The 15,499-nt window shown below is 37.7% G+C and carries 14 protein-coding genes; 5 read left to right on the top strand and 9 right to left on the bottom strand.

The features are described from left to right. Positions 1–14: 14 nt before the first annotated feature. The 6 genes from AC1M9J_RS10385 to AC1M9J_RS10360 all read right to left on the bottom strand — a co-directional run bounded on the left by AC1M9J_RS10385 (position 15) and on the right by AC1M9J_RS10360 (position 6,000). Positions 15–2,762 carry a bactofilin family protein gene (locus AC1M9J_RS10385; RefSeq protein ID WP_481609091.1) on the bottom strand — a complete coding sequence of 916 codons (2,748 nt, stop codon included), beginning with the start codon at positions 2,760–2,762 and terminating at the stop codon, positions 15–17. 41 nt (positions 2,763–2,803) lie between these two features. Beyond that, the gene (locus AC1M9J_RS10380) at positions 2,804–3,466 is read right to left on the bottom strand and encodes a PilW family protein (RefSeq protein WP_092767483.1); all 663 of its coding nucleotides are present in this window, start codon (positions 3,464–3,466) and stop codon (positions 2,804–2,806) included. 3 nt (positions 3,467–3,469) lie between these two features. Beyond that, a complete protein-coding gene (locus AC1M9J_RS10375) occupies positions 3,470–3,916 on the bottom strand; it encodes a PulJ/GspJ family protein (protein WP_092767481.1) in 447 nt (148 codons plus the stop codon). Then, the gene (locus AC1M9J_RS10370; protein WP_481952275.1) at positions 3,888–4,415 is read right to left on the bottom strand and encodes a pilus assembly FimT family protein; all 528 of its coding nucleotides are present in this window, start codon (positions 4,413–4,415) and stop codon (positions 3,888–3,890) included. Before AC1M9J_RS10370 ends, AC1M9J_RS10375 begins: the two co-directional genes overlap by 29 nt. Position 4,416: 1 nt before the next feature. Further along, complete coding sequence (locus AC1M9J_RS10365; RefSeq protein ID WP_481587214.1) at positions 4,417–4,830, bottom strand: type IV pilin protein; 414 nt, start codon at positions 4,828–4,830, stop codon at positions 4,417–4,419. A gap of 360 nt (positions 4,831–5,190) precedes the next feature. Beyond that, complete coding sequence (locus tag AC1M9J_RS10360; RefSeq protein ID WP_179999001.1) at positions 5,191–6,000, bottom strand: cytochrome C assembly family protein; 810 nt, start codon at positions 5,998–6,000, stop codon at positions 5,191–5,193. Between the two features lie 143 nt (positions 6,001–6,143). Between AC1M9J_RS10360 and ffh the strand changes: the two genes are divergently transcribed. After that, on the top strand, positions 6,144–7,550 hold the full coding sequence (ffh, locus tag AC1M9J_RS10355) for a signal recognition particle protein (RefSeq protein WP_035269264.1): 1,407 nt from the start codon (positions 6,144–6,146) through the stop codon (positions 7,548–7,550). A gap of 123 nt (positions 7,551–7,673) precedes the next feature. Next, a complete protein-coding gene (locus AC1M9J_RS10350) occupies positions 7,674–8,228 on the top strand; it encodes an RBBP9/YdeN family alpha/beta hydrolase (RefSeq protein ID WP_481952274.1) in 555 nt (184 codons plus the stop codon). A 30-nt stretch (positions 8,229–8,258) separates the two neighbouring features. Here the strand turns inward: AC1M9J_RS10350 and AC1M9J_RS10345 are convergent, their stop codons facing one another. The 3 genes from AC1M9J_RS10345 to AC1M9J_RS10335 form a co-directional block, all read right to left on the bottom strand. Further along, a complete protein-coding gene (locus tag AC1M9J_RS10345; RefSeq protein WP_481952273.1) occupies positions 8,259–8,726 on the bottom strand; it encodes a hotdog fold domain-containing protein in 468 nt (155 codons plus the stop codon). Positions 8,727–8,828: 102 nt separating this feature from the next. Beyond that, positions 8,829–9,569 (bottom strand): type III pantothenate kinase, encoded by a 741-nt coding sequence (locus AC1M9J_RS10340; RefSeq protein ID WP_035269271.1) that lies wholly within the window; start codon positions 9,567–9,569, stop codon positions 8,829–8,831. A 26-nt stretch (positions 9,570–9,595) separates the two neighbouring features. Then, the gene (locus AC1M9J_RS10335; protein WP_481952272.1) at positions 9,596–10,348 is read right to left on the bottom strand and encodes a biotin--[acetyl-CoA-carboxylase] ligase; all 753 of its coding nucleotides are present in this window, start codon (positions 10,346–10,348) and stop codon (positions 9,596–9,598) included. A gap of 27 nt (positions 10,349–10,375) precedes the next feature. On the opposite strand from AC1M9J_RS10335, the gene AC1M9J_RS10330 reads away from it, so the two are divergent. From AC1M9J_RS10330 to smc, 3 genes are all read left to right on the top strand, one after another. After that, positions 10,376–11,176, top strand: a complete 801-nt coding sequence (locus tag AC1M9J_RS10330; protein ID WP_481612194.1) for a sulfite exporter TauE/SafE family protein — start codon at positions 10,376–10,378, stop codon at positions 11,174–11,176. 163 nt (positions 11,177–11,339) lie between these two features. Further along, a complete protein-coding gene (locus tag AC1M9J_RS10325; protein WP_481952271.1) occupies positions 11,340–12,035 on the top strand; it encodes a GntR family transcriptional regulator in 696 nt (231 codons plus the stop codon). A gap of 10 nt (positions 12,036–12,045) precedes the next feature. Then, positions 12,046–15,498: a chromosome segregation protein SMC gene (smc, locus tag AC1M9J_RS10320; protein ID WP_481952270.1), complete on the top strand. Its 3,453-nt coding sequence runs from the start codon at positions 12,046–12,048 to the stop codon at positions 15,496–15,498. Position 15,499: the final 1 nt, after the last annotated feature.

The raw sequence follows: 15,499 nt of genomic DNA, 5'->3' as shown, positions 1-15,499 counted from the left end.
CTATTCGCTTCCAATTATTGATATTTAGCCCATTGTAGGTCTGCATTTTTAATGGCGATGAAATCATTTGCATCCACATCGTCAACTTTATTTAAATTTTTATATTCATTTTTGGGAATATAAATATTTGTACCAGCACCCATTGTATTGTGTTGTTGAACACTAGTATACGGTGGGACACCTTGAGAGCTGATATTACCAAAGATTCCATTTTTTTCACCGATACCACATGCTGCACTACCTTCAACATTACTTCTTGCTAATACGTCACCATAAATTTGTGCACATGCACCAATACGCACAACTTGATTAGACATCAAGGCAACTAAACCAAGTTCTAACTTTGTTATTTCTTTATTATCAATAGTCACTGTATCAAGTGTACCGTTAGGTAATCTATTGGTGTTTTTATACATCGTATTCGCATCTTGGCACAAATTCACTGGCGTCAAGAATTTGTTCGATAAAGTTGCAGGTGTTGTTGCAGGTGGACTAACACTAAACTTAGTATTAGACGTAGTGCCTAAGTTACGTGAACAAATTAAGGCATCTGTTGCATTTGGATTTCGCGTAATATTACGAGGCGAATAAATGCGAGGAGACATCGCAATCGCATCAATATCACCTTCAGCAAGGAATGTATTGGTGAATACAGAATCAGTACTATCCGCCGCAAGATTCGCTTTACCAGAAATAATTAATTTACCTTCGAAATACAGAATACCTGGAGCAAAACTTGCGTTATCGAATGTAGATGTATCCATTGAACGAATATACCAAGTGTCTGGTAATGTATAATCGTAATCTTTAGGCCAACCAAATATAGTTCGGTCTTTACCATCAAGACCATTAAAATCTAAACTGACACGTGGAAGATATCCAATAATTTGACTTGTACAATAACCGCTTTTATGGTCAGTACGTAGACCTAAACTATTGGTCATGATCTGTTCTTCATGAATAGTTTCACAAATAGCACCCACATAATCTTTGCTATTCAAGGTGTATTTCCCTAAATAGAAACCTCGTGAGCCTGAGTTTGAGTTCTCAGGGTCAATTTTCATGATTTGAGTTTTATTTCCTGAAGCATCTACAGCAAACTGTTTGTGAATATTATTAGTAGCATCATACTCATACATGTAAGTGATTTTAGAGCTCTCATTGCGAAGATGATTTAAATATACGCGAGCAGCGCCATATTCACGTACGAAAATATAGTTTGCATCATTTCGATATTGACGAACATCGACTCTGGTTTCAAACGTCATATTTTGAATTGCTTCTTGAATACTGGCTATGGTTTCAGAAACATCGTATTTAGGAATATCTGGAAAAGTACTGAGCTGAGGGATGCTTGTGAGTTTTTCATAAATTTTTCCACTAATTGCATTCTTAAATCCTTCAACTACACCATTCTGGTTTGAAGCACTAAAGTTGGCAAGATAGACATCACCTTTTACATCTTCAGTAATAAGACCATCTAGTAAGCGTAATGGACCGTTAGAATACACATTTCCACCAATCCAACTTGTACTTAAGCGGACTCCCGCCTTGTACGCGCCAACCCCTTGTTGCGACTGATTGTGAGCATAGGCCGATTGTTCAATTTTAGAGAGGGTATCAAGATCGATAAACTCTTTAGCTCTTACACTGCCTTTAACGTCACTACTAGAAATATTAACTTTCCCGCCTGAGGTAATATCACCCGTAACAACACTAGTTCCGATCATTGTTACGTTGCCACCTGCCATAACATTTCCGTTGACTTTACTAGAAACGGAAATATTGACATTCCCTTGGTGTGTGGTGATAGAAGACACTTCGACATTCGTGCGTAGTGTTACATCTTTATTGGTATGTAAGTTTGCAGCATAGCCTCCTTCTGTAAGACTAATATTTCCGTCAGTGGAAATATTTTGAGCCTTAGAACCAAGAGAAAGTGTGACATCACCAATTGCTTTAATATTTTCTGCTTTGACATTGGTTAACAGTTTAACCCACTCACCAGATGAAATATTGCCAAAATTTCCGCCGTTAATAATATGAACATAGCCCTCAGCATTGATGTTAATTACAGCCCCATTTCTTGTACCACAGGCATCAATTAAACAATCAATATAGACATTTCCACCTTTACCATCTTTGTCTTTCTTAACGTTAATAGTTAAGTTTTTGATATTTTGGATTTTGAAACCAGCTTGTAAGGACAGGCTACCACCATCGACATTCAGTTCGACATATTCATCTGGTTTAGTTGGATCTTCGCCGGAAATAGTAGTGCCAGACATAAATGTTTGACCAGTGAAATTAATAACACTCTTGTACTTAATCAGGTCTGCTGCAAGATCATAGATTGCTTGTATCGTAGTAGCTGATTGAGCTGACCCACTTTTCGACAGAATATTTGCGATGACAATACATTTGGTTCCAGTAGAACCATCTGGGTTATTGGTTAAACCATTGCAACCTTTTACATCTTTTACTTCAACCGTGACATAACGTTGGTTGGTATCATCATTTAAAAGCTGAATTTCACCTGTATTTAATAAGCTTTGGCGAAAGTCATTAATATCGGTATCCTTATATTTTTTTAATAAATATTCACGAAAGGCGCTAACACCTGACCATCCCATGAGTTGTACGTTGGTTTGTGCATGCGCAGCAACATTTGCTTCTTTGTTGGAGATCAGTGATTTTGCAACAGTCGATGTTATGATCATCACTGTAAGCCCGATGAGCAAGACCAAAAGAATAGTGGCCATGCCTTGCTGCTTTCTTAAACTATTCATCTTTAATCTCGCTCTTAAAGGTTAACAATGTTATTAAGACAAACGGTATTACTCACTGTTTGACCAATGTTTGAATTTTGCATTTCATCTGCGTATTGACGATTAGCAGTAATCGTCAGTTGGCGCGTACCTTTGGAGTTGTTTTTATCAATTCCAAAAGGTGTACAATTTCCCGGTGTTAATACAAAGTTAAAAACGGTGCCTGTTTCTAAGGTCTTAAAGGAAACAATATGCTGTTTTTCGTCAGGTTGGCTAAAAGTTTCTATATTTAATACTGCTTCAGACCCACAGTTATTCTTTTTAAGAAAGATTAAGCGATATGTATCACCTTCTTTTTCTTGAGTTAATGCTTCACAGTTGTAATTAATCGTTGTATTTGCAGACATTAAGCTTGTTACAGGATCTGGATTCATTCGCCAGAAAACAGCAGGTAAATTTTGAGTGTCCACTCCTACAGCAATATCTGATGTTTTTCCTGAACCATAGCCTGCATTTTGAACGAGCTTCTGTGCAACTGATAATGCTGTTCGTATTTGAGCATCGTATTCCGAATCACGAGAAGAACTAATACCAATTTGAGTCGTCTGTTTAAAAAGCATGAGCATCATTAGCATGCATAACATTGCAATGACTAATCCAACCATCAACTCAACGAGCGTAAATCCTTTTTGACTCATGATTTATCTCCCGACTCGATAACAATCTAAGCCTTCCATACTGTCTTCAGCGCAGGTCTTGGCATTAGATTGATTTGTACTAGCAGCTAACACAGGCCATGTAATTTTTGTACCTGCGACACCGCTCGTTTCACTAATATTTTCAGAATTCAAATTGCAATAAATGTAGTAGGTATTACCATTTAATGTGAACGATTTACTTTCGGTAGATTGGTTATTGAATGAAGCACAAACATCAGTTGAGTCAGTTGATATAGTGATGGTTTGTAAGCGATTTTGCAGTTCGTTTATCACTATATTGTCAATGTTCATATATCGTTGCGTGTTCAACATTTTGCTGATTGCTAAACCGCTACCAAAAACAATAATCGAGAATATAAGTAAACCAACAAGAGACTCCAACAATGTGAAACCACGTTGATTAGTTGATTTGAATGTTTGCTGATTCATTATTCTTCTCAACTGTAACGGTTAAATTTAAATTTGAATTGCACGTTGCTGATGCTGAACTTGCAGCAACCAACATCCCATTCGAGTTAAAAGATAGACAATAAAACTCTGTATTGTTTACTTTGAAAAATACATTCGATGCATAGGGGATTTTTTGAAGGATATAGTTTTGGTCAGGCGAGTTGCCGTCACTTGTTGAACACGCATCAGTACTGTCTTTAGCAACACGAATGACTCTAATTTCTTGATGGGTTTTATCTATACAAACAGATGCTGCTGCAAGTGAAGACTCTTGATTATTCGTGTTTCGAATTGCTGCAGAACGAGCTTGATAAGTCGCATTTTTAATACCTGCTAGCGCTCCATCAACATGACTTTGATCTACCCAAGCTCTGGTTAAAGAAGTACCTACAAATAACAAAATAGCCAGTACAACGATCGTAATCATTAGTTCGATCAGCGTGAAACCAAGTTGTTTTCTATAACCAGTATTTTGCATATTATTTCACCCAGTCAGTATATGAACCACAACCGGACACGGTACGAGTTCCATCATTTTTGAGTGTTAATGTACAACCTAAAACTCTTGCTTCAGTTCCTATTGCCTGAACCGCATAATTCACACCATCTGATGAAGTGTACGTAAAATTAAATGAATCAGAACTTGGATTCCAAGTTGTAAATTTAGTTTTTACTGCATTGGTATTTGATAAGGTTTCTTTAGGGTAGTTTAGTGTTCTTTGATATGCATTTTCAGCACCTAATGAAAGTGCGATTAAATTCGATTGAGCTTCTTTGATTTTTGCTTTGGTGACGTAGTTTTGATAACTAGGTACTGCAATTGCGGCCAAGATTGCAACAATAATGATGACGATCATTAATTCGATTAAGGTAAAACCTTTTTGCAATTTCATACATACCCCAAAATAATCATCAAAAATATCCATTTACTAACTGTAACATTAGTTACTAACCTAAATAATAACAACTTATAGGAGATTAATGGGGGGTATTAAGCGATGAACAGATTATTAATATTAATTAATTAAATAATTCAAATAATATTAACTATTATTTATTAAATCATCATAAAAGTTTAATGTGGTTTTTTATTTTAAGTAATTGATTTTAATCGCTATTTAAATATAAAAAATTTATTTATACTTAAAATTTATTTACCTATATTTTAAATGTATTTAAAGTATATAAAATTTAATAATGATGTGATATCTATTCAATTATTATTATTTATTGTGATTTAAATCACACAATGGTTATTTTCCTAAAATCATTTCTAATACAAATTTTGATCCAATAAAGCCTATTGCAAGTAAAATAAAACCAATAATGGTAAAGCGTCTCGCTTTTTGACCGCGCCAACCAAAACGATAATGTCCAAATAAAAGTGCGCCGTAAACAAACCAAGAGACAATACTAAACGCTGTTTTATGTGCCAAATGTTGTGCAAAAAAATCATCAATCGTAAAAAAGCCGAAGATAAGTGCAGTACTTAATAAAATGAAACCTGTAACAAGCATATCGAATAACAGAGATTCCATTGCTTGATAGGAGGGTAATAGATTTACCCAAACACGATGTTTCTGTTTATTTTTTAACTCACGATCTTGTAACCACAACAAAACTGCGTGAATTGTTGCCATTAATAGCACTGCATAAGCTGAGAGTGACAAAATAATATGGACATCAAGTCCAAGCGTATTCTGTTTAAGTGTAAGTATAGGCTGGCTCAAGGAATAGCCTAAAATTAAACCCAATGCAGCTACTGGTATTCCAATCAGATTTAGGGCAAGTACAGGTCGATAAGTGCTATAAAGCAGGCTCAATAACAGCATGAGTGCTGAAGTAAATGAAAGGAGATTAAAAACATTATAGTTAATGCCGAAAGGCGTTTTCATATCTATCAATAAGACGACAGCATGCAAGATCAAGCCTAATCCAGCTACGAGACTGATAAACCAATGATTAGGGACACGTTTAGTCATTAAATGGGTAAATAAATACCAAAAGGCAGTGGTATAGGCGATCAATGCTAAAATTGTGTAAACCAAAGGGAGGCTAATCATGTCAAACCTTTTTATGGATGCTGAATATTCATCTAATAAGATATAAATTCCAAACGAACTACAGTATCCTATAGCATCTTATGCATAAATTTTCTATTTTAAGAAAGATTTTTTTGCAACAACCATTTTAAGCGGATTTTGCAATGTTTGATACCTTAACAGAACGACTCACGCAGAGTTTAAGAAATGTTACTGGCTCTGGGCAACTGACCGAAGACAATATTAAAGATACGTTACGTGAAGTGCGTATGGCACTTCTTGAAGCCGATGTTGCACTTCCTGTAACTCGTGAATTTATCGCGAAAGTTAAGGAAGAGGCATTAGGTCAAGAGGTGATGTCACAGTTATCTCCAGGCCAAGCATTCGTCAAAATTGTTCATGATGAACTCACCAAAATGATGGGTGAGGCAAATGAAAGTCTTGATCTTGCTGCAAAGCCTCCCGTTGTTGTTTTATTGGCTGGTTTACAAGGTGCAGGTAAAACGACGACTGCTGCAAAATTAGCTCGTTTTTTACAAGAGCGTCAAAAGAAAAAAGTCGCAATGGTTTCTGCCGACGTCTATCGTCCTGCAGCGATTAAGCAGCTCCAGACTGTAGCAGGTGAAGTCGGCGCGATTTTCTTTGAATCAAGTGCTGATGAAAAGCCAATTACGATTGCAAACCGAGCAATTGAACAAGCCAAAATTCAATTTGCGGATGTATTGATTGTCGATACTGCAGGTCGTTTACATATCGATGACGATATGATGGGCGAAATTAAAGAATTGCATGCAGCGATTAATCCTACAGAAACACTGTTCGTTGTAGATGCAATGACCGGTCAGGATGCTGCAAATACAGCAAAAGCATTCAATGATGCATTGCCTTTAACCGGTGTGATTCTTACAAAAACTGATGGTGATGCGCGTGGTGGTGCGGCACTTTCTGTTCGTGCAATTACTGGTAAGCCTATTAAATTCTTGGGGATGGGGGAGAAACTCGATGCCCTTGAACCATTCCATCCTGAGCGTGTAGCACAACGTATCTTAGGTATGGGTGATGTGCTTTCTTTGGTCGAAGAGCTTGAACGTAAAGTCGACAAAGAAAAAGCTGAAAAAATGGCGAAAAAACTGCAAAAAGGCGGCAGCTTCAACTTTGAAGATATGCTGATGCAGTTTGAACAAATGAATAAAATGGGCGGTATGATGGGCTTCTTAGACAAGTTGCCTGGCATGAGTAACTCAGGAATTCAGGATGCGATTGCTCAAGCAAATCCTGAAAAGCAAGTGAAGAAAATGGAAGCGATTATTCAATCGATGACCATCAAAGAGCGTCGCAATCCTGACTTGATGAATCCAAGCCGTAAAAAACGTATCGCAGCAGGTTGTGGTATGGATGTTGCTGAAGTCAATAAGCTGATCAAACAACATGCCCAAATGGCAAAAATGATGAAAAAATTTGCGAATCCATCGGGTATGGCGAAAATGATGAAATCATTAAGCGGTATGCAAAAGAAATTTGGTGGCGGCGGTGGCGTTGGTCCGTTATTTGGTGGAAAAGATCCAAAATAATTCCCAAAATTTAAAAAGGCGCTGTGGCGCCTTTTTTCATGCTACATAATTTTGCAAACTTACTATTTAGTTTAAAAAATAATCAATTCATGATGTTGAGAATACAGTCAAGAGTGCAAGAAAATGACACAGGTTTATGTTGTGCATGGATATACGGCAAGCCCTGAAGAAAATTGGTTTCCATGGATACAGCAACAAGCTGATCAGTATGGTATTCCATTAAAAGTATTGAGATTAGATCCTTCTGAGACGCCACAATTAGGAACGTGGGAACAACAAATGAAAGAGCAAATAGCTCAAATTGATGATCAAACAATTTTTGTTGCTCACAGTCTCGGGTGTATTGCAACTTTACATTACTTAAGCCAAGTGCTTTTAAACCAAAAAATCAAAAAATTAATTCTAGTTGCTGGTTTCAATGGACGTTTAGGGCGGCTTGAGAAAGTCAATCCATTTATTGATGCTGCTGATATAGATTTTGAACTCATTCGTGGCCAAGTTCATGATCGCGTGGTCATTTATTCTGAAGGTGATGAGCGCGTTCTGCCTAAATTTAGTTTCCAGCAAGCTGAAAGTATTGACGCACATGTCGTTGCTGCTGAACATCAAGGCCATTTTATTGATTCAGAAGGTTGTACGGCATTGCCTGAGGTCTGGGCTGAGATTATTCGAGATTAATTCAGAAGCTATAAGCTCTCACTGACGTGTTTAACGTGATGTCACCCACATATTGATTTCTGCTCTAAAGACAAGCGCTTGGTTTTGATCATGGACTTCGATACACGCTACAAATCTATTTGGTATGGATTGACCCGTTTGAATTGGCGTCAGAGGATAAGCAACTGCTGTTAAATCGGTCGTTGCTTTTTTAATATAGTTGACTTGCATACCATCGGGTATCCATCGATGGCTTGGTGGAAGAGTGACTTCTGTCATTAGACCACCAGTAAGCTCTGCCAAATTACACAATGCGATCGCATGTACAGTATCGAGGTGATTTAAAACCCTTTTTTCTTTAGACATCTGGACCTGACAAAAATCTGGTCTCAATTCAATAATTTTCGTGCGAATCGACTTGAAATAAGGTGCTTTGAGTTGGATCACTTGATTGAAAAGTATTTTCCCAAAGGGCAGTTTCTTCGCGATATTCCAAACGTTTAACGTCCTGTTATTCATGTTGTTCAGCCTGTTTTTTTGTATTTTGGATGTGTGTACTGACACTGAGTGAATAATTTTTTGTTTTAAGAGACACTCAGTTCAGCAGACCTGATGACCAAGTTATGTTTTTTGTTGCGTGACAGCAAGATAGCGTTGTAAGCCTTTTAATAATAAATCGGTTTCAATTTTCGGGTCATAAGATTGTAAATATTGAGCAAAAAGTGCTGCATCTCCACCTGTAAGGATTAATTTTCTTGGAGATGTTGTTAAAACTTTTTCGATCATACTGACCAATCCCAATAAAATACCATGATGAACAGCATCCATTGTATTTTGCCCAGGACTTAACTCATCAAATGCAGCATCAGGGATTTTGATCCCTTTGGTATTTTGAATAAGTGAGTCTCGTTGTAGATAGAGATTAGGTACGATATATCCCCCTAAATGTGTAAATCCATCTGCTAAATCAATTGTTAAGGCCGTTCCACAACTGATCACGCAATATTTCTCTTGAGGATCGGTGACGACTGCTAGAACTTGTAGCCAACGATCGATACCCAATTGATTCGGTTCTGTATATCCACATTGGAGTCCTGCATATTCTTGATGAACTTTAGCAACGACAATTGGGATATCCAGCAGTTTTAAAATTTTGAGTATACGATCGTTATTTTTCTTGTCTTGAACAGATGAGATACCGACTTCTGATAGGTTTTGAGATTTAAAGTGTTGGATGAGACCCAACATTAAGTCCGCAGGAGATTGTAGATGAAGCTCCGCCACATGCTCCAAGATTTGCTCACCTTCCGTGATCCAATATTTTAAACGCGTATTGCCTATATCTAACCAAAGACGTTTCATCATGTATTCGCTGACCTATCTTTTCTTTATTTTTTTAAGCGTAAACGCCCTTGATACAAACCGATTAAACCTTGTTCAGTCAAAATATTAATTCGACCATCATCTCCAATACCTTTAAAGATACCTTGTACTGTTTTATTCACTTGCTCAAACTCTACAGTCTGATTCATAAAAGCAGCATAGTGATTGAAACGTCCCGAGAGGTTATAACTTCCATGCTCAAACCATTGTCCAGCTTGCATGATTGCGAGATAAAGCTCTGAAATAATCTTAATTCGATTTGGATGAGCTAAACCCAATTGCATGATTGATGTGGTTTGCTGTTCGATTGCTGCATCAGAAACAGGCAATAAATTAACACCAACGCCAACAATCGCCTGATGTGGGGTTACAGGCTCTACCAAAATGCCACCCCATTTACCTTGCACACTATAAAGGTCATTTGGCCATTTGATTCGTAAATGATCCAATGACTTAAATGAAGGAATTTGCAAAATATTAAGTGCAATTTCAAGGGATAGTCGACCATCTAAGGGTGTTTTGGTTTCTAGCAATGTGCTTAAATAAATATTCCCGACTGGGGAAACCCATTGTCGTTGATGTTGTCCACGTCCCTGAGTTTGAGTCTCACTGCATACAAGAATCCCCTGTACACCTTTTTTGATGAGTGCACGTACTTCATCATTGGTTGAAGTGGTGCTCTGTTTTAACAGTAAAACTTCTGGAAGTTGTTGAGCTTCAGTTAAAAGCTGACTGAGGTGGCGAGTCTCTAAATCCATGTTGAATCTGAGAAGAGTAAAAGATTTATGGAGTTAATCATATATTTAGCTATTGGTGCAATCGCTGGTTTTACTGCAGGGTTGTTTGGCGTGGGCGGTGGATTAATCATCGTACCCATTTTATTTATTGTATTTACCCAAATGGGTTATGACCCAACTGTCATTATGCACATGGCGCTTGGAACATCATTAGCTACGATTGTGGTCACATCGATTAGCTCGGTTATGGCACATCATAAAAAAGGTGCAGTGTTATGGTCAGTATTTAAAAATTTAGCGCCAGGTTTGGTACTGGGTTCATTTTTTGGTGCTGGATTGGCCAGTATTATCTCTGGACCAGTGCTGCAATTGATTATCGGTTGTTTCGCAATTTGGGTTGCATACCGTATGTTCCGTGGAGCTAATGTGGTGGTCGATCAATCCAAGCAACTACCTTCTGTACCTGCTCAATTGGCTGCGGGAAGTGGAATTGGGGTGGCTTCAGCAATTTTTGGGATCGGTGGAGGAAGTTTAACCGTACCTTATTTGAATCATCATGGAGTGGTGATGCAAAAAGCTGTTGCGACATCTGCTGCATGTGGACTGCCGATTGCTTTAGCAGGTGCATTTGGATTTATGTTCTACGGACAAAAAGCACCTGCTGAAATCGAAAATGCCATTGGATATGTTCATGTTTATGCATTCATTGGCATTAGTGTAATGAGTTTTATCACCGCAAAAGTAGGAGCAAAAGTTGCACATAAACTGTCAGCAGCGATGTTGAAAAAATGTTTTGCAGCTTTGCTTACAACTGTAGGGATTTATTTTATTTATCAAGGCGTATTTTGAGAAAAATATGCCAAATCATTCTCGAAAATAATGATGTGTATTGACCTAAAAATTTGATAAATTGTCAGACAAAGACATAGTCAGTATGATGCTATTGGTATAAAAACAATAAAATAGCATCATGCTTGATGAAGTATGAGTAAAAAAAATAAATAGGAATATTATGCAATTGGAAGAAGTGGACAGCCTTTCAGAGCAAATAGCCAGACATATAAGTGAACAGATTATTAGTGGCGAATTGGTCGAAGGTGAACGTATACAAGAATTGCGTATCGCTAAAGAATTAGACGTGAGTCGAGGTTCGGTACGCGAAGCTTTGTTATTACTTGAACGCACGCATTTAATTGAAATTTATCCAAGACGTGGCGCAATTGTGTCAGAAATGTCTGCTCAACAAGTGCGAGCTTTATTTGATACGAGTGCACTTATGTTAGGGCAGATCGTCCAGCGTATAAGTGAAACTTGGCGTAATCATGAAGCTGAGGCACTTCAGCAACTTTTGCAATATTTAATTGAACAAGTTAAACAAAGTAACACTGAAAAATTTTACGATGGTGTATTTCAATTTTTAGCCAAGCAACAAGATATGGTAGCTAACCCATACTTAATGAAGTTTTATCGCGAACTGTTGCCATCTATACGTCGTAGTTATTTTTTAACCTTAAATACTTCGCGTAGAGAGCTCCGAGAAGCACTTGAATTAATTAAGCTTGTGATCGATGCAATTTTGATCCGAAAATCACAACAAGCTACTTTATTTATGGAAGATTTTTGCCGACACTTGCGCAATCTAGTGTTAGAGTCACTGACACGAATGAAACAAATTGAACTAGCTTGGGCGCGGAGATCGCGCAGATAATCAGGACACTATGCGATTAAGCAGCTTAAAACTCTCTGGCTTTAAATCTTTTGCGGATAGCAGCACCTTACAATTTAAAGCCAACCGTACCGCAGTCGTGGGACCAAATGGTTGTGGTAAATCCAACGTCATCGATGCAATCCGATGGGTGATGGGAGAGTCAAGCGCACGCCAGTTACGTGGTGGAAGTATGCAGGATGTCATTTTTACTGGGACAGCAAAGCGTAAACCAGTGGGAATGGCCAGTGTAGAATTACGCTTCGAAAACACCTATGGCAAACTAGGTGGAGCATACAACGCTTATAGTGAGTTGGCGGTACGTCGCCAAGTCAATCGCGATGGTAAATCTGAATATTTTCTCAATGGCACAAAATGCCGCCGCCGTGATATTACAGATATTTTTTTAGGAACAGGCTTAGGTCCTCGTTCGTATGCGATTATTGAACAAGGCATGATTAATCGTTTGGTCGATGCAAAACCAGATGAAATGCGTGTTTATATCGAAGAGGCTGCTGGAGTATCACGTTATCAAGCACGTCGTCGTGAGACGATGCAACATTTAGAACATACTCATCAAAATTTAAGTCGTCTAAATGACATTGCTGTTGAATTAAAATCACAATTAAAGACACTAAAGCGTCAAGCAGAAGCTGCACTTCAATATAAAGCCTTAGAGACTGAAATTCGAACTTTGAAAGTTGAGATACTTTCATTTCAATGCCATCAAAGTGAACGAATTCAACAAGAATATACAACTGAAATGACTGAATTGGGTGAGCAATTTAAGCTTGTTCGTTCTGAACTCACCACTGTTGAGCATGATTTAACAGCAACAAATGAGTTATTTCAGCGATTAATGCAACAATCCACACCACTTCAGCAAGAATGGCAACAAGCTGAAAAAAAACTGGCTGAATTACAAGCCAATTTGGATCAAAAACAGCAATTGTTTGCTCAAAATACTTTAACTTTAAAGCAGCTTGAAGAGCAAAAAATACAAACCAAAGAGCGGATGCAACTGATTGATATTCAGTTGGAAGATTTGATCCTCCAGCAAGAACATCAAGCAACAACATTGAGTGATACTGAATCAAATGCACAGCTTGATTTACAACAATTCAATGAGCTGAAGGCAAAGCAACTTGAAGCGCAAAAATCATTTTCTGAAATAAAAGCATTGGTTGAAAAGCAACAACAGCAACGTGCACAAATGTTGGCGCAGAGTGATCAATTGGCTAAAAATGTGCTTCGAATTGAGCAGCAAAAGCAAACTTTGCTCGAACAAAAATCTCAAAATCAAGCACAGTATGAACAGGATGATATTGACAATCTCCTGCATGAAAAACATGATGTACAGATTGAAATCGTTCGTCTAGAAGAAAGAATTGAGCAATTAGAAACTCAATTGAAACGTGATCAAATCTCATTGACTGAGCAAAAAAGTAAATGCACAGATTTGAATTCACACATCCAGATTTTGAAATCTGAACAAAAACAATTACAACAGCTTGTGGTGAAAGTCAGTCGACATGCATCGAAGAGCAATGACCCTTTAATGCAAATTTTGAAGCTAAAAGATCAGGCGAAACCATTTACAGCATTGGTCGAAAAATTTCTGTCAAAGTGGCTGCATGCGAATACGTTAAAGAGTGAAGATTTATTTCAGACCGAATCAGCCCGTCAATTAAAAGTTATTCAGCAAGATGTATCTGGGACTGTACTTGGTTTACCCACATTAGCGAGCTGGATTGATTTCCCCCAAAACTCATTATGGTTAAACCTTGCGATAGCTCAAGATTTTGAGCAGGCGCTTCAATTACAGCCTCAATTAAAACAAGGTGAGTCTATTTTAAGTTTGGATGGCTATCATATTGGTCCTGACTGGATGATTGGTCTGTACTTTGATGAGTCGAGTCAAGATGCTCAAGGAGCACTTAGCCACCGAATTCGATTAGATGAAATTGATTCAGAGTTGACACAAATGGTGAAAGCGCATGAGTCAATGACGCTCGAACTCGCTGAGATGCAATTAAAGCTTGAACAAAAAAATAGTGAATGTACGGAGTTACAAAAAGCGTTAAAAAATCATCAAGCTCTTGCTCACCAATTTGAAGTGAAGATTGCAAAACAGCAAATGGCTCAGCAGGCTTTTGAATCGCAAAATCTACACATCGAGTCGCAAATTGCTCAACTTGATGCGCAGCTTGAAGAAGATGCGATGCAAAAAGATGATCTCGAAATCGATTTACATGCATTGATGCTCAAGATTGAGCACAATCTTCCACACTACAAAACTTTAGAGTTTCAAGTTGAAGAATTGAATAATCAGGTTGAGCATCTTCAGGACTTAGTTTACAAAAAACAACAAGAGTTAGAAAAAAACCGCCGTACTCATACGCAAAATCAGCAACAAATTGAGCTGTTGGAAAAAGATGCAAGTTTTCTAAAAACTCAATATAAGCAGATCATCACTCAAATTACACAAGCTAAAAATTTCGTGGATCCGATTCAATTAGAATTACCCACTTTGCAAAGCCAATATGAGGTTCAAAAGCAGCAGACTGAAAAGTTACAAAAGACTTGGTCCTCATGGCAAGTCGAACTTAATGAAATACAGTCTAAGCAACAAAAATTGACGGAGCTACGATTAAATCATCAGCAAAGTGATGAGCACTTTAGAACCCAGTTAGAAGAGAAGCGTTTAGCATGGCAAGTGGCTAAATCTGATTTACAACATTATGCTGAACAATTAAAAGAGCTTAATGCAGAATTATTAGAAAATGTGAAAATTGATTTGAGTCAGCACCAACAGCAGTTAGAGCAGGCACAGCGTCAGTTTGACAAAATAGGCGCTGTGAACTTAGCAGCTTCAGAAGAGTATGAAGAAGTATCAAAGCGCTATGAAGATTTAAGCCATCAAATTGAAGATCTTGAAAAAACAGTCGCACAATTAAAAGATGCGATGAAAAGCATTGATCAAGAAACTAAAAAGCTATTCATGACTACCTTTGATCAAGTAAATACGGAATTGCAAAACTTATTCCCAAAGGTGTTTAATGGTGGTGAAGCAAGTTTAAGTTTAGAAGATGATTGGCAATCTGGTGTAAAGCTAATGGCTCGACCACCAGGAAAGCGAAATAGTTCTTTAGCATTGTTATCAGGCGGTGAAAAAGCACTAACAGCACTAGCATTAGTTTTTGCTATATTTCGACTGAATCCAGCACCATTTTGTGTATTGGATGAGGTTGATGCACCGTTAGATGATGCAAATGTTGGACGTTTTTGTAATTTAGTAAAAGAGCTTTCTGAACAGGTCCAATTCATTTACATTACACACAATAAAGTTGCGATGACGATGGCTACTGACTTACTTGGTGTAACAATGCCTGAGCCAGGAACATCGAAGTTAGTCACTGTTGATCTAGAAGAAGCGAAAGAATACGGTTTAGCTGCGGAGTCTTAAT

Source organism: Acinetobacter sp. ANC_7588 (assembly GCF_056783995.1).
The sequence above is the reverse complement of the archived record's forward strand: the minus strand, read 5'-3'. Positions and strand labels throughout refer to the sequence as shown.

What these genes read in the sequence shown, in the direction of transcription:
- AC1M9J_RS10385 (WP_481609091.1), bottom strand. Translation starts at nt 2,762, where the DNA reads ATGGCCACTATTCTTTTGGTCTTGCTCATCGGGCTTACAGTGATGATC.
- AC1M9J_RS10380 (WP_092767483.1), bottom strand. Translation starts at nt 3,466, where the DNA reads ATGAGTCAAAAAGGATTTACGCTCGTTGAGTTGATGGTTGGATTAGTC.
- AC1M9J_RS10375 (WP_092767481.1), bottom strand. Translation starts at nt 3,916, where the DNA reads ATGAATCAGCAAACATTCAAATCAACTAATCAACGTGGTTTCACATTG.
- AC1M9J_RS10370 (WP_481952275.1), bottom strand. Translation starts at nt 4,415, where the DNA reads ATGCAAAATACTGGTTATAGAAAACAACTTGGTTTCACGCTGATCGAA.
- AC1M9J_RS10365 (WP_481587214.1), bottom strand. Translation starts at nt 4,830, where the DNA reads ATGAAATTGCAAAAAGGTTTTACCTTAATCGAATTAATGATCGTCATC.
- AC1M9J_RS10360 (WP_179999001.1), bottom strand. Translation starts at nt 6,000, where the DNA reads ATGATTAGCCTCCCTTTGGTTTACACAATTTTAGCATTGATCGCCTAT.
- ffh (WP_035269264.1), top strand. Translation starts at nt 6,144, where the DNA reads ATGTTTGATACCTTAACAGAACGACTCACGCAGAGTTTAAGAAATGTT.
- AC1M9J_RS10350 (WP_481952274.1), top strand. Translation starts at nt 7,674, where the DNA reads ATGACACAGGTTTATGTTGTGCATGGATATACGGCAAGCCCTGAAGAA.
- AC1M9J_RS10345 (WP_481952273.1), bottom strand. Translation starts at nt 8,726, where the DNA reads ATGAATAACAGGACGTTAAACGTTTGGAATATCGCGAAGAAACTGCCC.
- AC1M9J_RS10340 (WP_035269271.1), bottom strand. Translation starts at nt 9,569, where the DNA reads ATGAAACGTCTTTGGTTAGATATAGGCAATACGCGTTTAAAATATTGG.
- AC1M9J_RS10335 (WP_481952272.1), bottom strand. Translation starts at nt 10,348, where the DNA reads ATGGATTTAGAGACTCGCCACCTCAGTCAGCTTTTAACTGAAGCTCAA.
- AC1M9J_RS10330 (WP_481612194.1), top strand. Translation starts at nt 10,376, where the DNA reads ATGGAGTTAATCATATATTTAGCTATTGGTGCAATCGCTGGTTTTACT.
- AC1M9J_RS10325 (WP_481952271.1), top strand. Translation starts at nt 11,340, where the DNA reads ATGCAATTGGAAGAAGTGGACAGCCTTTCAGAGCAAATAGCCAGACAT.
- smc (WP_481952270.1), top strand. Translation starts at nt 12,046, where the DNA reads ATGCGATTAAGCAGCTTAAAACTCTCTGGCTTTAAATCTTTTGCGGAT.